This window comes from Mesorhizobium sp. P2_A8, from assembly GCF_056404935.1.
Genome location: NZ_JBFUDB010000012.1, coordinates 120,555 through 139,665, shown reverse-complemented (window position 1 = coordinate 139,665; position 19,111 = coordinate 120,555). Strand labels below are relative to the sequence as shown.

Below are 19,111 nucleotides of genomic sequence, written 5' to 3'. Positions count from 1 at the left end.
GATAAGAGTGGGCGAGCACAGGGCTCGACCGGAGGGCTTGAGCGGCTGGCTGCTCCGGTCGAAGTCCTGGGGAAGCCAAGCGGCCTGAAAGGGAAGGCGGGATAGACCCCGCCTTTCATATTCCGGACCAGATGCAATCTATGCCAGTGGCAGCAGCGCCCCCAGAACAAAGCTCGATTGCTGAAATCAAGCTGCGACCTTCTTGCGGGTCCGCTTCGCCGGCGCCGGCTTTTCCGGTTCTACCGGTTTGCGGCCGAGCCCCATCGTTTTGGCCAATGCCGAGCGCGTAGCGGCGTAGTTCGGCGCGACCATCGGATAATCCGCCGGCAGACCCCATTTGGCGCGATAGTCGTCCGGCGTCAGCCCATAGTGGGTCGACAGATGGCGCTTCAGCGATTTGAATTTTTTCCCGTCCTCAAGGCAGATGAGGTAGTCCGGCGTCACCGACTTCCTGATCGATACGGCAGGCTTGAGAACCACCGGTTCTTCCGCCGAAACGCTGGTGCCGGCCGTGCCTTTGAGTGCCGCGTGCACCTGGCCGATCAGGGCAGGGAGTTCGCCGACCGGGACCGGATTGTTCGAGACATAGGCTGAGACGACATCGGCGGTCAGCTCGATGAGGACGTCGATGTTGTTGTCGGCTTCTTCTGTCATGAAACTCTCCGGATGGCTTGAAAGACGGTCGGCGAAGTGTCGCTACATAGTGGCGGTTGCCGCTGAAAGCAATAAAGCCCCGGCAGGACTGTCGCGATGCTCGTCCTGCACTGCGGTCAAGGGTGTCTTGCGTCGCATTGATCCGACCGCGGTTGGCTCATCCATGCTGGATGTAGCATGAGGGAATGATCCTGAGCTGCAACGCTGCCAAACCTGTTCTCGGTCTCTTTCTATGCTGAAGATCGGACTCGATCATTTGAAAAATTCCGGCCCGGCACGCTCGACAATGCCTACTTCCGCGACCAGAGCTGGCCGCCTGTGAAGCAGCAGGATCGAACTCGCCGGTAGGACAGGTGTTCTCCTGTTCCTCTGCAACGATCTGGTCGAGACCGGAAACGATCGCTCCGATTGCCCCGAGCACCCCAGGCGCCAAGGCGCGTGCTCCGGGGAGGGGGGCGGCGCCCGGCATCAGCAAAAGCGGCTGGTGCGTTCAGCTTCGTCCTCGACGAGCGGCCGCCCCGAAAAGCAGCACCGCGACATTATGGAAAGGGGCAGGGATGACGGCCACGGCGCTTGGTGTGAAAGCATACGCACCGACCGCACCAGTGTTCACAACCGAAAAACCCGCCACTCTTGGGGGCAAGAGCGGCGGGTTTTCTGCAAACCTACTCGAACAGAATACGCGTTCCCAGTAAAATTAGCTGCGGATAATTAAAGGCGCATTAACATGCAAAATTTGGGCATCTAAATCGATCTGTATGCAGGATGCCGCGCACCCGGACGCTCGGGTCCTGAATTTGCTGTCGTGGTCAAATTTCCAAACGATCAGCGATCAGAAAATCTGTGCTTGACGTAACGTAAGGTCCCGTGTTTTTCGCCGTGCGTGGAGCGACTTCCAGTCTCGGTCCAGGGCGACGAAAATGAGGGGCGGCAATGGTGGCTGGCGAACCAAACGACGTGCGCGTCAAGCGGTGCGGTGGGGGATGGGTGGTTCATACTGTGGAGGACGGCAAACTGACAGTTCATCGGTTCAAGACACAGTCGCCCGCTGAGAATTTCGCCGATGGCCAACGCGCCAGGCTCGGCCTTGCCAGCAGGCCACCTATTGACGAACACTGATGTTACTTCTGCGGCGGGTGTTACGCCCCGGAGACCAGCGCAGGAATGGCCAAAGCCTGATCAGTCTCGTCAAGGATGGAGAAGCTGTAACGGCCATCTGCGTCAAGATTGACGGAGTAGCTCAGGCGGTCGAGTATGTTGTTATCCTGGTCGAACGTGACAATCCGCGGCTTCAGCGACGTGATATGCGCTTCGTCCAGATAGATGGAGCTGCAGCCAATGATCTGGTCGTCGGGCTGGCAGGTGCGGGCCGCCGCTCCGTTGAGGATACAGCATCGCGAGCCGCGCTCGCCAAGAATGACATAGGTCGAAATCCGCGCCCCGGAATTCTTGTTCCATATCTCCACGAATTCCATGGGTAGGATCCCTGCTTCTTCGCAGTGGTCGGGGTCGAGCGTTATCGAACCGTGGTAGTTGAGATTCGCTTCGGTGACGTAGATGCCGTGCAGCTTGCCGGCGACTAGTTTTCGCATTTTTTCTTCTTTCCTATCATCATGGGATGACTTGTCCCGCCGTCATCTGGGCGGCCAGGTCGCCCCGCTAAATTCCGACGACGAGCGCACCGCCGCCGAGGCCCGCACCTGCCGCTGCCAGGAGGAGCTTTTCGCCTGGTCGAAACGGCTCCGCCTGATGGGCCAGCGAGAGCGAGAGCGGGATCGTCGCGGCGGAAGAGTTACCGTAGTCGACGATCGTCCTGACGATCGCTTGATCCGCAATGCCGAGGTTTCGCCCGACGGCATCGAAAATGCGGGCGTTGGCCTGATGCGGCACGAACCGATCGACGTCTTGCAGCCGCATTCGGGCTGCGGCGAGTGCGTCCTGCGAGCAGGCAGTCATCATCTCCACGGCCTTGCTGAACACTTCACGGCCGTCGGTGATCGTCATCCGGGTCTGCCCGAGGTCGAGGTCACCATGGAACGGCGTGTTGCTTCCTCCGGCGGGAATCTGGATCAGCCCGTAGCGCGAGCCGTCCGAATCAACCGAAGCGCCGAGAATGCCCCGATCAGGATCCTCGCACGGTCCGATCACCAGGGCGCCGGCGGCATCGGCAAACAGGACGGCGCTGGCGCGCTCGGCCGGATTGATGCGGCGGCTGAGGATGTTGGCGGCAATGACAAGGGCCGCTTTGCCATGCAGGCGGGTGAATCCGTCCGCGAACATCAGCGCATAGACGAAGCCAGCGCAGGCGCCGGTCAGATCGACCGCTCCGGCTCGGCCGAGTCCGAGCCGATGTGCGACCAGCGGCGCACTGGGCGGCAGCAGGTGGTCGGGCGTCGAGGTGGCGAGCAACAAAAGACCGATGTCGCCACGGTCGATGCCGGCGTCCGCCAGCGCCATGTCGCCGGCCTGCGCGGCAAGGCCAGACAGCGTATCTTCGTTGGTTGCCCAGAAGCGCGAGCGAATTCCGGTGCGCCGCTCGATCCAGCCGGGTTCGAGCCCGAGACGGTTTTCGATTTCCGGGTTCTCGACCTTTCGCCCGGGCGCATGGTGGCCAAACCCGAGAATGCGCGACGATCTGCTCATGGCCTCGAACCGAAGCGTTCGCCGGCCTCCTCGATCGCGTCATAGAGTCCGTCCAGTTCGTCGCCGGTGATGCAATAGGGCGGGAGAAGGTAGAGGACATTGCCGAGCGGACGAACAAGCAGGCCGCGCTCGAGGAAAAAAGCGCGCAGCTTCGGTCCGATCTCGGCCAAATAGCCGGCAGAGCCGGTGCGCAAATCGAGCGCCACAATCGTGCCGGTCGTCCGGCTGTCGGTGAAGAACGGATTGTCGCGAAAGCGCCGAAGCCCGGCGGCCTGCATCGCGCTCAAGGCCGCGACCCGCTCGGCCACGGGCTCGTCACGCCAGATCTCGACATTGGCGAGTGCTGCCGCGCAGGCAATCGGATTGGCGGTGTAGGAACTCGAGTGGAAGAAGGTCTTCTTCCGGTCCGCGGAATAATGGGCCTGGAAGATGGCATCGGTGGCGAGCGTGGCCGCCAGCGGGATGGCGCCGCCGGTCAAGCCCTTCGAGGTGCACAGGATGTCCGGAGAGATGGGCGCCTGCTCGCAGGCGAACATGGTTCCGGTGCGCGCCCAGCCGGTCATCACTTCGTCGGCGATCAAGAGCGTGCCGGAGGCTTCGGCAATCTTCTTCAATTCGGTCAGAACTGAAGCCGGATACATCAGCATGCCGCCGGCGCCGAGCACCAGCGGCTCGACGATCAGCGCGGCGGCGCGCCGGTCGCGGCTGACGGCCTCGAAACGATCCAGCGTGTCCTGTTCGCGGCCGGCGGCCGGGAAGGGGACGGTATCGACCTCGAACAGCAAGGGCTCGTAGGCGGCGTTGAACACGCCGCGGGCACCGACGCTCATCGTGCCGATCGTGTCGCCATGATAGCTGTGCTCCATGACGACGATGCGCGAGCGCGGCGCGCCGATGTTGCGGAAATAGCCGAGCGCCATCTTCAGCGCGACTTCGACTGAGGTCGAGCCGCTGTCGGAATAAAACACCCAGTCGAGACCGGTGGGAGCGAGCCCGACAAGCGCCCTGGCCAAGCGTTCGGCTGGCTCGTGGGTGAAGCCCGCGAAGATAATCTGGTCGAGGCTCGACGCGGTCGTCTCGATGGCCCTGATGATGCGGGGATGGCGGTGGCCATGGGTGACGACCCACCAGGAGGAAATCGCGTCCAGGATGCGGGAGCCGTCAGCCTTGTGGAGATAGGCGCCCTCGGTCAGGACGATTTCCGGGATCGCCGGCTCGAGTGCGTGCTGGGTGAAGGGATGCCAGACATGCGACATCAGTGATATCCCGTGCACGAGGCGAAGGCAAATCCGGCAATCATTGCGTCCCGCAGCGTCTTGTCCGTCAGCGGGTCGAGATAGGGCAGCCTACCGAGCTGCGGCACACCGCCCATTTCCACGATGGTCCGTTGCGTGTCGGCCATCTCATCGCCGATAAAGGCGATGCCGGCCAGCGGGATGGAGCGGGCGCGCAGCGCCTCGATCGACAGCAGCGTGTGGTTGATGGTGCCGAGCGTGGTGCGGGCGCATAGAATGACCGGCAGCCGCCACTCAGCAAAGATGTCGATGAACCTTGTGCGCCGGTTGAGCGGCACCATCAGCCCGCCCGCGCCCTCGATGACGAGCGGCGTCGGCAGGACGGGAAAAGTAAGATCGGCAGCCTTGATCGCGACGCCGTCGATCTCGGCCGAACGATGCGGTGAAAGCGGGCTCTGCAAGCGGTAGGCTTCCGGCAGCACGCGCCCCGACGGCAGGCCGGCAAGTCGCGCAACCACCTCGCTGTCGGTCTCGCCCTCAAGGCCCGATTGCACCGGCTTCCAGTAGAAACCGTCGAGCAGGCCGGCGAGCCCGGCCGCAAACACGGTCTTGCCAATGCCGGTGTCGGTTCCGGTGATGACGATGCGTTGGGTCATGTCGGCTCCGGTCATGTCTGGGCCGACACCTCGACCAGCGCCTCAACCATGGCGGAAATGTCGGCTTCGTCGACGTTGAGCGTCAGCGAAATGCGCAGTCGCGATGTGCCCTCGGGCACGGTCGGCGGACGAATGCCGCGAATGTCGAAGCCGCGCGCCTGCAATGCCGCCGCCACCGCCATGGTGCGCCCGACATCGCCGATGACAACAGGTTGGATCTGCGAGCCGCTGGGCGTCACGCCACAGCGCTCGGCCAGTTGACAGCCCGCGAAGGCAACGCGCTCTTGCAGCTGAACCCGGCGCAGCGGCTCGTCGGACAGTATGGCAAGCGCTTCGCGCGCCGCGACTGCCATCAGCGGCGATGGCGCGGTGGCGTAGATGAATGGCCGGCACCGGTTGATGAGATAGTCGCACAGTGTTTGCGGCCCGGTGACCAGCGCGCCGGAAGCGCCGAGCGCCTTACCGCATGTGTGGAGCGCGATGATGTTGTCGCGGCCCTCGAAAGCGGCGGCCAGCCCGCGGCCGTCCGGTCCCCAGACGCCGGTGGCATGCGCCTCGTCGACGACGAGGAATGCCTCGTGCCGATCGGCAAGCGCGACGATACTCTCCATCGGCGCGCGGTCGCCATCCATGCTGTAAAGGCTTTCGACCGCGATCCAGACGCGTCCCATGCCGCCTTCGGCGCGCCAGCGCGTGATCACGTCCTCGATAGCACCAACGTCGTTGTGCGCGGCCAGCTTGAACTCGGCGCGCCCGGCCTGCGCGCCCTCATGCATGCTGGCATGGGCGAGCTCGTCGAGGACCAGCAGGTCGCCTTTCTGCGGCAGCGCGGTCAGGAGCGCGAAGTTGGCGATGTAGCCGCTGCCGAAGAACAGTGCGCGTTCGGCGCCAAAGAACGTCGCCGCGTCCGCCTCCAGTTGCTCATGTTCCGGTGCATTGCCGCGCAACAGCCGCGATCCTGTTGCGCCGACCGGCGTGCCCTGCGCGATCGCCGCCGCAACCGCGTCGCCGAGCCTCCTCGAGGCGGCGAGCCCGAGATAGTCGTTCGACGAGAAATCGAGACCTGCGCGCGGCGCAAGCGTCCGCAGCCGGTCCTTGCGCGCCAGTCCCTGCAAGGTCGCGTCATAGCGGGCAAGCGGTGCCCCGTTCATTGCGCCTCGAGTTCCATCGGCTCGATGCCGAGGCGCCGGAAGAGCAAAAGATCCTTGTCCTCGCCGGGATTGTCCGCCGTCAGCAGCGTGTCGCCGACGAAGATCGAATTGGCGCCGGCAAAAAAGCACAGCGCCTGCATCTCGTCGGTCATGGCGGTGCGGCCGGCGGAAAGCCGCACATGCGATTTCGGCATCATGATGCGCGCCAGCGCGATCACGCGCACGAATTCGATCGGCTCGATGGGCTTGGCTTCGGCAAGCGGGGTGCCGGCGATCGGAATAAGCATGTTGATCGGAACGCTTTGCGGATGTTCCGGCAGATTGGCCAGCGTGACCAGCATGTCGATCCGGTTCACCGGTTCTTCGCCCATGCCGACAATGCCCCCGCTGCAGACCTTGATGCCGGCTTGGCGAACCTGCTCGAGAGTATCGAGCCGGTCGGCAAAGCTGCGCGTGCTGATGATCTCGCTGTAGTAGCGTTCCGACGTATCGATGTTGTGGTTGTAATAGTCGAGACCAGCCTGTTTCAGACGAGCGGTCTGCTCAAGATCGAGCATGCCAAGGGTCATGCAGGTCTCCATGCCCAGCGCTTTCACGCCTTCGACCATCGCCACCACGGCGTCCATGTCGCGCGCCTTGGGGTTCCGCCAGGCCGCGCCCATGCAATAGCGGGTGGCGCCGGCGTCACGCGCCTTGGTCGCCTCGGCGATGACGCGCCTGACTTCCATCAGCTTCGACGCCTTCAGACCGGTTTCGTGATGCGCCGACTGGCTGCAATAGCCGCAATCTTCCGGACATCCGCCTGTCTTGATGCTGAGAAGCCGGCTGAGCTGGACCTTGTTGGGATCGAAATTCTCGCGGTGGACGGTTTGCGCGAGGAAGAGGAGATTGTTGAAGGGAGCGTCGTGGAGCGCCCGAGCCTTCTCCAGGGTCCACATCCCGGTGTCAGGGGCTTGAGCCTGTGACGATGTCTTTGTCGAACTGGTTGCGTTCATATCGATCCTGTTTTCTCGGTCCTGGTTTTGCCGCGGCTTTTTTGTGCGCTTGATGGCGATCGAAACGGTTACCGACCTGCTCCATTCCGTTCGCGCGATCATGAGCTCCGATAGTCGAGACCGATATCCAGGATCGGCGCGCTGTGTGTCAGTCGGCCGATGGAAATCAGGTCAACGCCGGTCGCGGCAATCGCCCGCGCTGTATCGGATGTGATGGTGCCGGAAGCCTCCGTGATCGCCCGACCGCCAACGATTGCGACGGCGCGACGGAGATCGTCGAGGGACATGTTGTCGAGAAGGACCGCATCGGGCGCGAAACCGAGGACCTCCTCCAACTGGGCCAGCGTATCGACCTCGACTTCGATCTTGACCAGATGGCCGGCGCTCGCTCGTGCCCGCTCGAGCGCGGCGCGTATTCCGCCGGCGATGGCTATGTGGTTGTCCTTGATCAGGATGGCGTCGTCGAGGCCGAAGCGATGATTGCAGCCGCCGCCGGCGCGCACGGCGTATTTTTCCAGCGCCCGCAATCCGGGCGTCGTCTTGCGCGTGCAGACGATTTTTGCGCAATGCCCGCGAACCGCGGTGACGATCGATGCCGTTGCCGTGGCGACACCACTCAGATGGCTCAGAAAATTGAGTGCCGTCCGTTCGGCCGTGAGAATGGCCCGGGCCGGACCAACCACTGACGCAATGACCTCTCCTTTCGCGACGTCGCTGCCGTCCGGACGCTCCACCGAGATTTCGACACCAGGATCAATCAGGCGGAAAGCAAGCATCGCCAGATCGAGGCCGGCGACAACTCCTGATTGGCGCGTCGCCAGCACGGTCCTCGCATAGTGTTCTTTCGGTACGATCGCGTCCGTGGTCACGTCGCCGGCTCTGCCGAGGTCTTCTAGAAGAGCTGCCCGGACAAGTGGCTCCAGCATGACCGTGGGAAGTGGTGCGAGCTTCATCATCTGGCGCCCTCGAGGTTCGGGACGTGTGCGAGTTCCCGCGCTGCCGCCAAAGCATCGGCGAGAGTAAGTTCGAAACGTCTGGCAACGGCTTCACGATGGGGAAAGTCGGCGCGGTAGTGGGCGCCCCGGCTTTCTTCCCGCGACAAGGCGGCGATCGTCATCATCAAACCGACAGCCGCCGGATCCGATGCCGCGTCGTTGGCCTCGGCGAGCGGCAACAAAGCGCTTGCAGTTGCTTTCAAACATTCTCCATTCCGGACGATGCCGAGTGCGTTCGACAGGAGAGGGCGCACTTGTATGGGATCGGGCGATGGGTAATCGCGTGCAAGGAAAGGTTTTGTCCTGCGTGCAGGCGTACCAGCGACGCTTTCGGCGACCCAACGCGCGCACACCACGGCCTCGGTCAGCGAGTTGCTGGCAAGCCGGTTGGCGCCGTGCAATCCCGTCGAGGCCACTTCGCCGCAAGCCCAAAGGCCTGAAACAGACGAGCGACCGGCGCCATCCACGGCGACACCACCCATGTGATAGTGCTGTGCAGGCCGAATGGGAATGAGGTCATGTGCTGGATCGATGCCGACATCGCGGCAGGCTGCTGCGATCGTCGGAAACTGCCGCTCGAACGCCGTGCCGGGTTTTTCTCGCGCATCGAGAAAGACGCGGTGGCCGTTCGAGAGATGTTTCCAGACGGCGCGCGCTACAACGTCGCGCGGCGCGAGTTCTGCACCTTGTAAGCCTTCGAGGAAGCGCTGGCCGGTTTCATCGACGATCTCACCGCCTTCGCCGCGAACCGCTTCGCTGATGAGTTGCATTGGACGGTCCGGCCCGTCGAGCGCGGTCGGGTGGAACTGGATGAATTCCAGACCGGCAAGGATAACTCCCGCACGGGCCGCGAGCGCCAGGCCCTGTCCGCAACTGCCAAGAGGATTGGTGCTGTCGAGAAACAGCCCGCCAATCCCGCCGGTGGCGAGAACCACCCGTCGCGAGCCGAAGAATACCGAACCCATCGAACAGCTTGCCCAGACACCACGGACCGCATTCTCCTTGACCGCCAGCCGGCGCGCTTCCACACCTTCGACGGCCACAATCGACGGGGTGGAACGCACAGCCGCGACCAAGGCACGCATGACTTCGCGTCCGCTGCCATCGCCGCCGGCATGGACGATACGACGGCGGCCATGCGCGGCCTCCAATCCGAGGCGCAATGTGCCTTCCGGCGTCCGATCGAAACGGACCCCAAGAGTCGCAAGGGCCTCAATCGCGCTAGGAGCCGCATGGAGGATGCGACTGGCGATTTCCGCGTCGCACAGCCCATCGCCAGCGGCGAGCGTGTCGGCGAGATGCGCTTCCGGATCATCGTCAACGCCAAGACTGGCAGCCAGGCCGCCCTGTGCCCACGTGCTCGAAGCGTCGGCTCCAAGCGGCGTTCTGGACAGAAGAAGCACCGGTTCGGGTGCAAGATGAAGCGCCGTCATCAACCCGGCAATGCCGCCGCCAATTATGATGGGCCGGCCAAAGAAGCTGCGGACATCCGCGCTCATACGGCGAGCATCCGCTCGACGGCAAGCCGCGCGCGCCCGGCGATCTCCGGCTCGATGGTTACGACATGACGTTTCTGCTCGAGCGCGGCGCGGATGTTGGCGAGCGTAATCCGCTTCATGTGCGGGCACAAATTGCAGGGCCGGATGAACTCGACCTCGGGATGCTCGACCGCGACATTGTCGCTCATCGAGCATTCCGTCAGCAGCACGACACGTGGCGGTTTTTGTCGTCCGACATAGTCGGACATGGCTGCGGTCGACCCGGAAAAATCGGCTTCAGACACCACGTCTGGCGGGCATTCGGGATGCGCCAGCACCGTCACGCCCGGATGATCCTCGCGCAACTGGCGGATGTCGGCAGGCGTAAAACGCTCATGCACCTCGCAATGCCCTTTCCAGGCGATGATCTCCACCTCGGTCTGGGCGGCGATGTTCTGGGCCAGATACTCGTCGGGCAGCATGATCACCTGGGGAACACCGAGGGACTCGACGACGGCCTTGGCATTGCCGGAGGTACAGCAGATGTCGGACTCGGCTTTCACGACGGCCGACGTGTTGACGTAGGTGACGACCGGCACGCCCGGGTAGCGTTGCCGCAGCAGCCGGATGTCCGCGGCGGTGATCGAATCCGCCAGCGAACAGCCTGCGCGCAAGTCGGGGATGAGTACCGTCTTCTGCGGGTTGAGCAGCTTCGCCGTCTCGGCCATGAAGTGCACGCCGGCCAGCACAATGACATCCGCTTCGGTCGACATCGCCTTGCGGGCCAGCGCCAGGCTGTCGCCGACGATGTCGGCGACGCAGTGGAAGATTTCGGGCGTCTGGTAGTTGTGCGCCAGGATGACGGCATTGTGCTGCTTTTTGAGGTCGAGAATGGCCTCGATGTCCCCGGCAAAGACCGGCCATTCGATCGGGGGGACAAAGTGGCGAACGCGGTCGTACAGCGACGCGCCTGAAGGCAGGATGGCGCTCATCGAGCCTCCAGTTATAGTCTACAAGAATATAAGGCCTATATATCCTTTGTGACTATAAGGGATGTCAAGCCCTCGTAAGCGGCAACTTTGTCCCAGCCACCGGCCGCTCATCGAGAATGTCGTGGCGGAAGCGGTAGAGCTGCGCCGGCCGGCCGCCGGTCTCAGTGGTCGTCTCCCCGGTTTTCTCAACCAGCTCTTGTTGCTCTATGAGTCGGCGAAAGTTCGGCTTGTTGATGAGCCTCCCAGAGAGAGCTTCCACGGTTCGCTGCAGCTGCAAAAGCGTAAAGAGTGGCGGCATCAGCTCGAACACGACGGGCCGGTATTTGATCTTGGAGCGCAGCCGCGCAATAGCCGTTGCCAGGATGCGGCGGTGATCGGCGATCATCGATTTGCCCGTTATCGGAGTAGGTGCGGCTGAAGGTCTACCGCGTATCGCTTCCTTCACAAGCCCCGCCTCGTAGAGAAGCTCATAACGCTGCAGCGCGAACTCTTCGTTCCATGACCGGTTCTCGAACCCGAAGGCAACAGCCGTGCGCCGCCGGCGATCTAGACGCATGGCTTTCTCGTCAGCGCTATCCGCCCATTCCCTCAGGCGCGGTCGCAAATCTTCCAGCACTGCCGCCGGTGCGCCGGAGCGGTGATCCTCCCATGGAAAATAGTCGTACCAGCTTGCCCAGGATCGCCTGGCGGCGGCGCCCGCATCTTCGATCTGCGTAAGCGCCAGATAGCTGATCGAGATTATGCGCTCCTCAGCGCCAATCCGGTCGCGATCGGCGAAGGTGTAGAGCTGTTCGATATAGCCGAGCGGGTGGCCGGTCTGTTGTTCGACCCATCCCCTGAGGCCGGACTGCAACGAACGGTGAGCGAGTTCGAACGGACCTGACGGCAAGGCGTTTGCCCGCGGGATAGTGAGAACGCAGGGGACGCTGTTGTTCATCGCGACGACGACGGCGATCAGGTCGGCCTTGACGTTGTTGCCCTTGCCTCCAGATCTGCGTTGCCTGGTCGGCTTTTCCTGATGGTACATGATCCCTGATCTGGCTGGGCTGAGTTACGTCGCGGAAGCAGCTGAACCGATTTAGTTTGGTTTTCTACGATAACTGTCGGCGCGTCAACATCACGCCGGGAGGCGGTTTTAGCGCTGGCGACTATGCTTTCGAGCCGCCGGGCGACTCATACGCTCGTCGTAATGACGATCGCTTCGAGATGATTGCATCGGGGTCGAAAATGCCGTCATCTCGTCGCCAGAAGACACCAATCTACAAACTGAATTGGACGCCTGCGGCCGCCTGCTGTCCACTACTATCACTTAGTTGGAGCGATAGCAGCAACCTAAAGGACCGGCTGGCTTTACACGGAGCTAGGCGTCACGTCGCGATAATGTTTTCGAAGATACACCATACTAACGCCAACGGAGTCCTGAATGGCACCGCAACCCCAGCGATCTCTAGGAATTCTCAATCTTGAACGCGGGGCAGCGGCGGACGCCATGCCGGCGGCGCCACCACGCGGTTGCTTGATGAGTTCGGCCACCTACGATTTTCCCGTCATTTCGGAAACCGTTGTGGGTGCATGGGTTGACCTCGTTGTCCCTGGCGCGCCCGAGCTGGAGTCAGCCTGCGTTGCAGCAGCGAAGCGCCTAGTCGACCGCGGCGCGGTGGCAATTAGTGCCAACTGCGGCTACTTTATCCGACACCAAGCTGCCGTGGCGGCGGCCGTGAATGTCCCCGTGGTGTCTTCGAGCCTGCTGCTTCTGCCGGCACTACTCGGCCAATTGCCGGCCGACGCTAAGCTCGCCGTTCTGGTCGCCCAGCCGAAGCACTTGAGCGAAGATATGCTCGGGATCACCGATCCGTTTGCACGGGCCAGGGTGGTCATCGGAGGGATTGAAGATAGCGCACTCGTGCGAAATGAGAATATGCGACCACCGCCGCCGACAGATATGGCGGATATAGAAAAAGATGTCTTGGCGTGCGCCGAGCGTATCCGGGGTTCACATCCAGATATCAAGGCCTTTCTATTCGAGTGCACGGCAATGCCGTTGACGGCGCCGGCGGTTCGGCGAATGACGGGCCTGCCTGTCTACGACATTACGACCCTCTGCCGAATGACCTTGGCGTCCGTCGCCTGAGGGAGGCGAGCGCGTCAAAATACGCGGTCCTAGCGCATAGCCTGCCGTGAAACTCTCATTGGGAGAACGATTATGTTCACAATATCACGCCGAAATCTTCTAAAGAGTGCAGCTTCGGTTGGGGCTGCTGGTGTTGGTCTCTCGCTCGCGCGGGTAGCCGGGGCGCGTGCTGCCGAGACGATCACCGTGGTTGAATGGGGCGGAGACTACTTCGAAGCAATGAAGACAGTTGTCGCCAAACAGTCGGACATTAATGTCAATTGGATCCTGCATACAGGCGGTTCCGCCGCCATTCTGCCGAAGATCAAGGCCATGTGGCCACACCCTGGCATAGATCTTCTCACGGGATGGGATGTATCGTGGCAAACAGTCGCCCGTGAGGGCTGGGCGGAGCCGGTCACCTTGGAAAAGGTTCCAAATCTCGCCGATGTTCCAGAAAAGTTGCTGGTCAAGGATGGCGCTGGAAACATCGTAAACATTCCCCGTACGGTTACCGGCCTTTCATGGTTCTACCGGGAAGATACCACTCCCTTCGAAATTGCCAAGCTTGACGACCTTTTGGACCCGCGCCTGAAGGGCAAGATCTGCTTTCCGATTCCCACACTAAATCAGAATGTCCAGATGGTCTCTTTGGCGCTTTCCAAGGGAGGCGACGAGAGAAATATGGAGCCGGCCTGGGATTTCATGAAGAAATTGGCCAGCAGCGGGAACATTGGTCGAGTCGCAAACGCAGATGTTGACGTCACAAACTCCCTTAGCTCGGGAGAAACCAGTATAACCTTCAATGCAAACTCAACCTATACGGCGTTGAATCGTAACTTCAAAATGCGATTGCTGAACAGGATGGATCCAACAACCACAGGGTTCCGGACGTTCTACCTGCAGGAAGGCTGGTGTGTGCTGAAGGGTGGGAATACTGAATCCGCGTTCAAGTTGGTGAACTTTCTCATCAGCCCGGATATCACCGCCGAATACAATCGGCTTGTGGGAGGTCTGCCTGCCAGCGTCAAGGCGGCGATCCCTGACGAGGCCAAACCGTTCGTATTCAACAACGAGGAAATGAATAAATACGCCTACGTTCCGGACTGGTCGTATGTCTCCGAACAGTCGGATCCTTGGATGAAGCGCTGGGAGCAGGAAATCCAGCCTCTGCTTTAGTAAAAGCCCCGCAATCTTTGGCGCAGGTGCGTTGGCTGGAGGGATCGATGAGACGTTCTAAATCTCAAATACTGCTGCTGCTTCCGGCGGCAGCAGTATTTTCCCTCTTCCTCGTGCTGCCGCTATTGATAGTCATCGAGGAGAGCTTTCGCTCATTCACGCCAGGCCGTGTCGGGGCCGTGGCAGGAGCTCCGCTTACCATTAAGAATTACACCGAATTCTTCGGCCCGGTCTATGCGAGGTACTTTGGCCAAACCTATCTGTTGGCTTTTTTCGCGTCCGTGATCGCTATCATCATAGCCTTTCCAGTCGCCTATTACATCGCGAAGAATGCATCTGTCAGTGTGCGGAAGATTTGGATCTCAGCTCTCATCGGGCTAATGTTCTTGAGCGCATTGGTTCGGATCTATGCGATCGAATTGACATTTGGTTCTGTCGGGATACTGGCCCCGTTCATGTCCTTTTTTGGCGTTAACATGAACGGCAGTGCATATATTAACATCATCATCATCGTCGGATTGCTCCACTACGCAATACCGATATCGGTCCTGATCATGATAGGCGCGATACTGAATCTCAATCCTCGCTTGACTGAGGCGGCGCAGTCTCTTGGCGCATCTGCAATAGAGTCGCATCTTTCAGTAACGATCCCGTTGTGCATTAAAGGAATCGTGTCTGCATTTTTGGTTTCAATGACGTTTGGCGTAAGCGCTTTCGCCATCCCTTGGATCCTGGGGCGAGGAAGGGTGCAGTTTATTTCAAACATTATTTACAGTCGCTTCAGTGAAGTATCGAACTATCCCAGCGGGGCTGCAATATCGATTATCATGATGATCTTATCGCTTCTAATGATTTTTATTATCTCTCGAATTGCAACGTTGCTTGATAGGACCTGATAATGATCAGCAGGCGAGACGCAGACGCCGGTCTTGGGGTACTCCTAAAGGCAGTAATCGCGGTGACGGCAGTGTTTTTGCTGCTCCCAGTCGTGATGACCGTGATCATGTCATTTGACTCGCGTGACTATCTTGGTCAATTTCCTCCCCCGAGTCTGTCGGCTAAATGGTACACCAAGTTCGTTCTCAATGGCTATCTCTGGTCCGGACTCCGCACGAGCCTATTGCTGGCGGCTGCGGCGACCGCCGCCGCGACCACGATTGGAGCCTTGGCCGCGCTGGCAATCAGTCGAATGTCTGCGCAATGGCGGGATCCTATTACGACGGCCTTCCTGTCGCCTTTAGTGCTGCCAGGAGTTATCATTGGGTTTGCGTTGCTGATGGCATTTTCGGCATTGAACGTGCTGCCGACATTTCTTAAAATGCTCGCTGGGCACCTTATCATCACAATTCCCTTTACGATCAGAATGACACTGATTGGGCTGACTGGCATAAGTGCCACGTTGCGTGAAGCGGCTTTGAGCCTTGGCGCCCATGAACGCCAAGCTTTCTTTACGATAACCTTGCCTCTCGCTAAGAATAGTATCGCCGCTGGTGCGATCTTTGCCTTCGCATTCTCCATGGACGATTTAACAATCAGCCTCTTTTTGAGCGACTTCAATACGTATACGCTTCCCGTCGCTCTCGTAGGTCTTATGAGGTCGAACTTCGATCTTACTCTCGCCGCGGCCGCCGTTTTTCTGATGGGGCTAACTGTCGTCATTTTGATCGTGCTCGATCGCATATTCGGTCTCGAGCGGGTTATCGGCCATGGCATCTATAAGGCTTGAATCAATGAATGTTCTTGAATTGAAAAACGTCACCAAGAAATACGGCGAATTTGTCGCTGTTGAAGGCGTCTGCTTGGAAATAGAAGAAGGAAAGATTCTTTCTCTTTTGGGGCCGAGTGGTTGTGGGAAATCCACCACGCTACGCATGATAGCTGGGTTTACAACGCCGAACAGCGGCACAGTGGCAATCGCTGGCGAAAACGTTGACCATCTGAAGCCCTACGAACGCAATGTTGGGCTTCTGTTCCAGGATTACGCGCTCTTCCCACACATGACGGTGGAGCAGAATGTCGCGTATGGACTGCGGTACCGCGGAACACCGAAACCGATGATACCTTCTCGGGTCCAGCAGATGCTGTCACTTGTGCGCATGCTCGGTATGGAGGCCAGATATCCTAGCCAGCTAAGCGGTGGACAACAGCAGCGCGTAGCGCTTGCCCGGGCGCTGGCAACTGACCCCCAAATCGTCCTGCTAGACGAGCCACTGTCCGCACTTGATGCCAAGCTTCGCCTGGAGTTGCGTATCGAGCTAAAGGAAATTCTCAGATCAGTAGGCGCGACCACCATTGTCGTTACGCACGATCAGGAGGAAGCTCTGAGCCTTGGCGACGAAGTCGTTGTCATGCATGCGGGAAAAGTGATTCAGCGCGGTTCTCCGATAGAAATCTACAAGGCGCCCGCAGATAAGTTTGTAGCTGAATTCGTTGGTAGATCCAACTGGTTCTGCGCAACTAAACGTAGTCGATCAAGTGGAGACCTTAGCTCCTATATCACCAGCAATGGAATTGAGATTCGCACGAGATCGGCGCCGACAGACCGGCGTGGAAGTGCCGATCTATGCATCAGACCAGAACATATTGAACTCATGGAGGTCACACAGGGTGTTATGAGTGATGAACCAGACCAGAATCTCTTAGAGGGTGTCGTAGTCGACGTGGCGCCTCTGGGGGCCGATGTGCATGTGGTCGTCGACCTACCGGGTGAGACTCGGTTGCAGGTAGTCCGAAAGAATGTCGGGAGGATTCCGACGGTCGTGCCGGGACAACCCGTGCGGCTTTGCTTCGCAGCCTCCGATGTTCTCGTGTTCCCAACCTGAACACTGATTGAATTATCAAGCTATCGATCCGAGATCGACATGGAACCGTGGGAGTGGAGCGAGGACGTCTGGCGCTCCAAAGTCAACAAGGTGCGGGCGGGCCGCTCGTTGACGCCTAAGAGATGGAAGGACGGCAAACGCTGTGCCGTGGCTCTCTCCTCCGATAACGACCACAAGACCAACGAGCTGTTCGTCGGCGGCAACTCCCTCGGGCGCATGTCGCAGGGCCAGTACGGCAACCGCGTCGGTGTGCCGCGCATGCTCAATGTGCTGGCGAAGAATGATATCTGGGCCAGCTTCTTCGTGCCGGCCGTATGCGCGCTCCGTTATCCGGACGAGCAGCGGCGGCTGGTGGCCGAAGGGCATGGTGGCGCCGCATGGCTGGATCCATGAGCTCAATATCAGGTGCCGGCGGACAAGGAACGCGAACTGATTCTGTGGTGCTGCACACGCTGGAGATGGCATGCGAACCCCCTCGTGATACTTTTCGGACGTGACGCTCCTCCAGATCGAGCGCGAGCTTGGCCTCCTGACGAGGCTTCCTTCATCAAGGAGCGTAATCGGGGTGTCCCACCCCAACGCAACGCGCCTTGGCCAGCTCGGGCGGCCAATATGGTCTCCGTATATTCGGTAACAGAGGCAAGCGGATGGAACGCGAGAAACGGCTATGGCTAAGGACATTAGCACATACAGAGTTTTTCCGCCGATGGAGAGTGAACCAGGCCACCTTCGAGAGTCTCAACATGGCCTCACTCCGAAGCTTCGACGGCGGCAACGCGGTTACTCGGCAAAGAAAGGTGTCCCAGGCCGCTTTCGATCGCATAAGCCGCCTTAAGAACGGTGGTGTCGCAATAACGCGCACCGATCAACTGTAGCCCAACGGGGAGCCCGTGATCATCCAGTCCCGATGGAAGGGACGCTGCCGGTTGCTGTGTCAGGTTGAAGGGATAGGTGAAGGGCGTCCAGTCGACCCACCCCTTGAAACCATCGTTTGGTCTGTCCCGTCCGACTGCGAACGGTGCGACCGGCATCGTGGGGGTGACCAGAAGATCATATTTTTCGTGGAACTTCGCCATGAGAGCGGAAAGCTCGAACCGAACCGCCTCCGCTTCCTGGAACTCGGCCAGCCTGATCGTCAGGCCGCGTTCGGCACCTTCGAGAAAGCCTGGATCTAAGAGTTGCCTTTGCCTATCATCCATTCGCGACAGGATACGAGCGGCGCCGGCATACCAAAATGTAGTAAATGCTTCGACCGGATTTGCGAACCCTGGATTGACTTCCACCACCTCGGCTCCGAGAGCCCGAAGCTGGTCGACCGCCTTATCGGTAACTCTTTGGATGTCGTGGGCCACCTTCACATACCCAAGGTCTCGACTGTAGCCGACGCGCAGACCCTTGAGGGTTTTTAGCGGATCGACCGGGAGACCGGGATAAGTGGGTCCCGCATAACCGTCGCGAGCGTCCTTTCGCGCGATGACGTTCATCATCAGGATCGCATCCGCAACGGTGCGGGTCATCGGCCCCAAGTGAGACAGGGTGGTCATGGCGCTGGCAGGCCATTGCGGAACGATCCCGAAGGTCGGCTTGAAGCCAAAGGTTCCTGTGAAGCTCGCCGGTATACGGATTGATCCGCCACCGTCGCTACCTTGATGAAGAAAGCCAAGGTTCAGGGCTGCCGCGACTCCGGCGCCGCCCGAGGATCCACCTGGTGTCAGGTCAGGGTTCCAGGGGTTACGAGTGATGCCATAGAGGGGGCTATCTGTAACACCCTTCCAGCCAAACTCCGGAGTGGTTGTCTTGCCAAGGATAATGCCGCCAGCCTCGCGAATGCGCGCTGTAACGGGCGCATCGTCTGTCCAAGGTCCGTCGGCGCTCCCGGACAGTGATCCACGCCTCGTCGGCAAGCCCCGCGTTAATGTCAGATCTTTGATGGTGGCCGGAATGCCATCGAGAACTCCGGCGGGCTCGCCCTTCATCCAGCGCTCCTCCGAAGCCCGGGCAACAGACATAGCCTCTTGGTAATCGACCACGCAAAATGCGTTCAGCGTCGGGTTGTTTGCGTCGATGCGGCTGAGACAGTCATCGACGACTTCAACGGGCGAGACCTGCCGCTTTCGGTATAGCTCCAGGCACTTGCATGCCGTCAGCCTGTCAAGAGATGTTGGCACAGGTAAATGACTCTTCATTTTACAAGTCCTCTA

At 60.2% G+C, this 19,111-nt stretch carries 18 protein-coding genes; 6 read left to right on the top strand and 12 right to left on the bottom strand.

From position 1 onward, the window contains the following. Window positions 1-186: 186 nt before the first annotated feature. From AC1D10_RS31785 to AC1D10_RS31735, 11 genes are all read right to left on the bottom strand, one after another. The gene (locus AC1D10_RS31785; protein ID WP_477278746.1) at window positions 187-654 is read right to left on the bottom strand and encodes a Ros/MucR family transcriptional regulator; all 468 of its coding nucleotides are present in this window, start codon (window positions 652-654) and stop codon (window positions 187-189) included. 1,139 nt (window positions 655-1,793) lie between these two features. After that, a complete protein-coding gene (gene panD / locus AC1D10_RS31780) occupies window positions 1,794-2,246 on the bottom strand; it encodes an aspartate 1-decarboxylase (protein WP_477278745.1) in 453 nt (150 codons plus the stop codon). 67 nt (window positions 2,247-2,313) lie between these two features. Next, window positions 2,314-3,297, bottom strand: a complete 984-nt coding sequence (locus AC1D10_RS31775; protein ID WP_477278744.1) for a beta-ketoacyl-ACP synthase III — start codon at window positions 3,295-3,297, stop codon at window positions 2,314-2,316. After that, window positions 3,294-4,553 carry an adenosylmethionine--8-amino-7-oxononanoate transaminase gene (locus AC1D10_RS31770; RefSeq protein WP_477278743.1) on the bottom strand — a complete coding sequence of 420 codons (1,260 nt, stop codon included), beginning with the start codon at window positions 4,551-4,553 and terminating at the stop codon, window positions 3,294-3,296. Before AC1D10_RS31770 ends, AC1D10_RS31775 begins: the two co-directional genes overlap by 4 nt. Continuing rightward, window positions 4,553-5,188, bottom strand: a complete 636-nt coding sequence (bioD, locus tag AC1D10_RS31765) for a dethiobiotin synthase (protein WP_477278742.1) — start codon at window positions 5,186-5,188, stop codon at window positions 4,553-4,555. The genes AC1D10_RS31770 and bioD overlap by 1 nt, the downstream gene beginning before the upstream one ends. Before the next feature lie 11 nt (window positions 5,189-5,199). Continuing rightward, a complete protein-coding gene (locus AC1D10_RS31760; RefSeq protein ID WP_477278741.1) occupies window positions 5,200-6,339 on the bottom strand; it encodes an 8-amino-7-oxononanoate synthase in 1,140 nt (379 codons plus the stop codon). After that, on the bottom strand, window positions 6,336-7,334 hold the full coding sequence (gene bioB / locus AC1D10_RS31755) for a biotin synthase BioB (protein ID WP_477278740.1): 999 nt from the start codon (window positions 7,332-7,334) through the stop codon (window positions 6,336-6,338). The genes AC1D10_RS31760 and bioB overlap by 4 nt, the downstream gene beginning before the upstream one ends. 98 nt (window positions 7,335-7,432) lie before the next feature. Next, on the bottom strand, window positions 7,433-8,287 hold the full coding sequence (nadC, locus tag AC1D10_RS31750) for a carboxylating nicotinate-nucleotide diphosphorylase (RefSeq protein WP_477278807.1): 855 nt from the start codon (window positions 8,285-8,287) through the stop codon (window positions 7,433-7,435). Further along, window positions 8,287-9,828: an L-aspartate oxidase gene (locus AC1D10_RS31745; protein WP_477278806.1), complete on the bottom strand. Its 1,542-nt coding sequence runs from the start codon at window positions 9,826-9,828 to the stop codon at window positions 8,287-8,289. Before AC1D10_RS31745 ends, nadC begins: the two co-directional genes overlap by 1 nt. After that, a complete protein-coding gene (nadA, locus tag AC1D10_RS31740) occupies window positions 9,825-10,799 on the bottom strand; it encodes a quinolinate synthase NadA (protein WP_477278739.1) in 975 nt (324 codons plus the stop codon). The genes AC1D10_RS31745 and nadA overlap by 4 nt, the downstream gene beginning before the upstream one ends. Before the next feature lie 64 nt (window positions 10,800-10,863). Beyond that, entirely contained in the window at window positions 10,864-11,826 is a 963-nt protein-coding gene (locus tag AC1D10_RS31735) for an NUDIX hydrolase (protein WP_477278738.1), read from the bottom strand. 396 nt (window positions 11,827-12,222) lie between these two features. Here AC1D10_RS31735 and AC1D10_RS31730 point away from each other — a divergent pair, with 396 nt between their 5' ends. From AC1D10_RS31730 to AC1D10_RS31705, 6 genes are all read left to right on the top strand, one after another. Next, the gene (locus tag AC1D10_RS31730) at window positions 12,223-12,930 is read left to right on the top strand and encodes an aspartate/glutamate racemase family protein (protein WP_477278737.1); all 708 of its coding nucleotides are present in this window, start codon (window positions 12,223-12,225) and stop codon (window positions 12,928-12,930) included. A 72-nt stretch (window positions 12,931-13,002) separates the two neighbouring features. Continuing rightward, on the top strand, window positions 13,003-14,088 hold the full coding sequence (locus AC1D10_RS31725; protein WP_477278736.1) for an ABC transporter substrate-binding protein: 1,086 nt from the start codon (window positions 13,003-13,005) through the stop codon (window positions 14,086-14,088). Next, entirely contained in the window at window positions 14,046-14,984 is a 939-nt protein-coding gene (locus AC1D10_RS31720; RefSeq protein WP_477278735.1) for an ABC transporter permease, read from the top strand. Before AC1D10_RS31725 ends, AC1D10_RS31720 begins: the two co-directional genes overlap by 43 nt. Before the next feature lie 2 nt (window positions 14,985-14,986). Beyond that, window positions 14,987-15,814 (top strand): ABC transporter permease, encoded by an 828-nt coding sequence (locus AC1D10_RS31715; RefSeq protein WP_477278734.1) that lies wholly within the window; start codon window positions 14,987-14,989, stop codon window positions 15,812-15,814. 4 nt (window positions 15,815-15,818) lie between these two features. Continuing rightward, the gene (locus tag AC1D10_RS31710; protein ID WP_477278733.1) at window positions 15,819-16,910 is read left to right on the top strand and encodes an ABC transporter ATP-binding protein; all 1,092 of its coding nucleotides are present in this window, start codon (window positions 15,819-15,821) and stop codon (window positions 16,908-16,910) included. A gap of 39 nt (window positions 16,911-16,949) precedes the next feature. After that, entirely contained in the window at window positions 16,950-17,303 is a 354-nt protein-coding gene (locus AC1D10_RS31705) for a hypothetical protein (RefSeq protein WP_477278732.1), read from the top strand. A gap of 356 nt (window positions 17,304-17,659) precedes the next feature. Here the strand turns inward: AC1D10_RS31705 and AC1D10_RS31700 are convergent, their stop codons facing one another. Continuing rightward, the gene (locus tag AC1D10_RS31700; RefSeq protein ID WP_477278731.1) at window positions 17,660-19,096 is read right to left on the bottom strand and encodes an amidase; all 1,437 of its coding nucleotides are present in this window, start codon (window positions 19,094-19,096) and stop codon (window positions 17,660-17,662) included. Window positions 19,097-19,111: the final 15 nt, after the last annotated feature.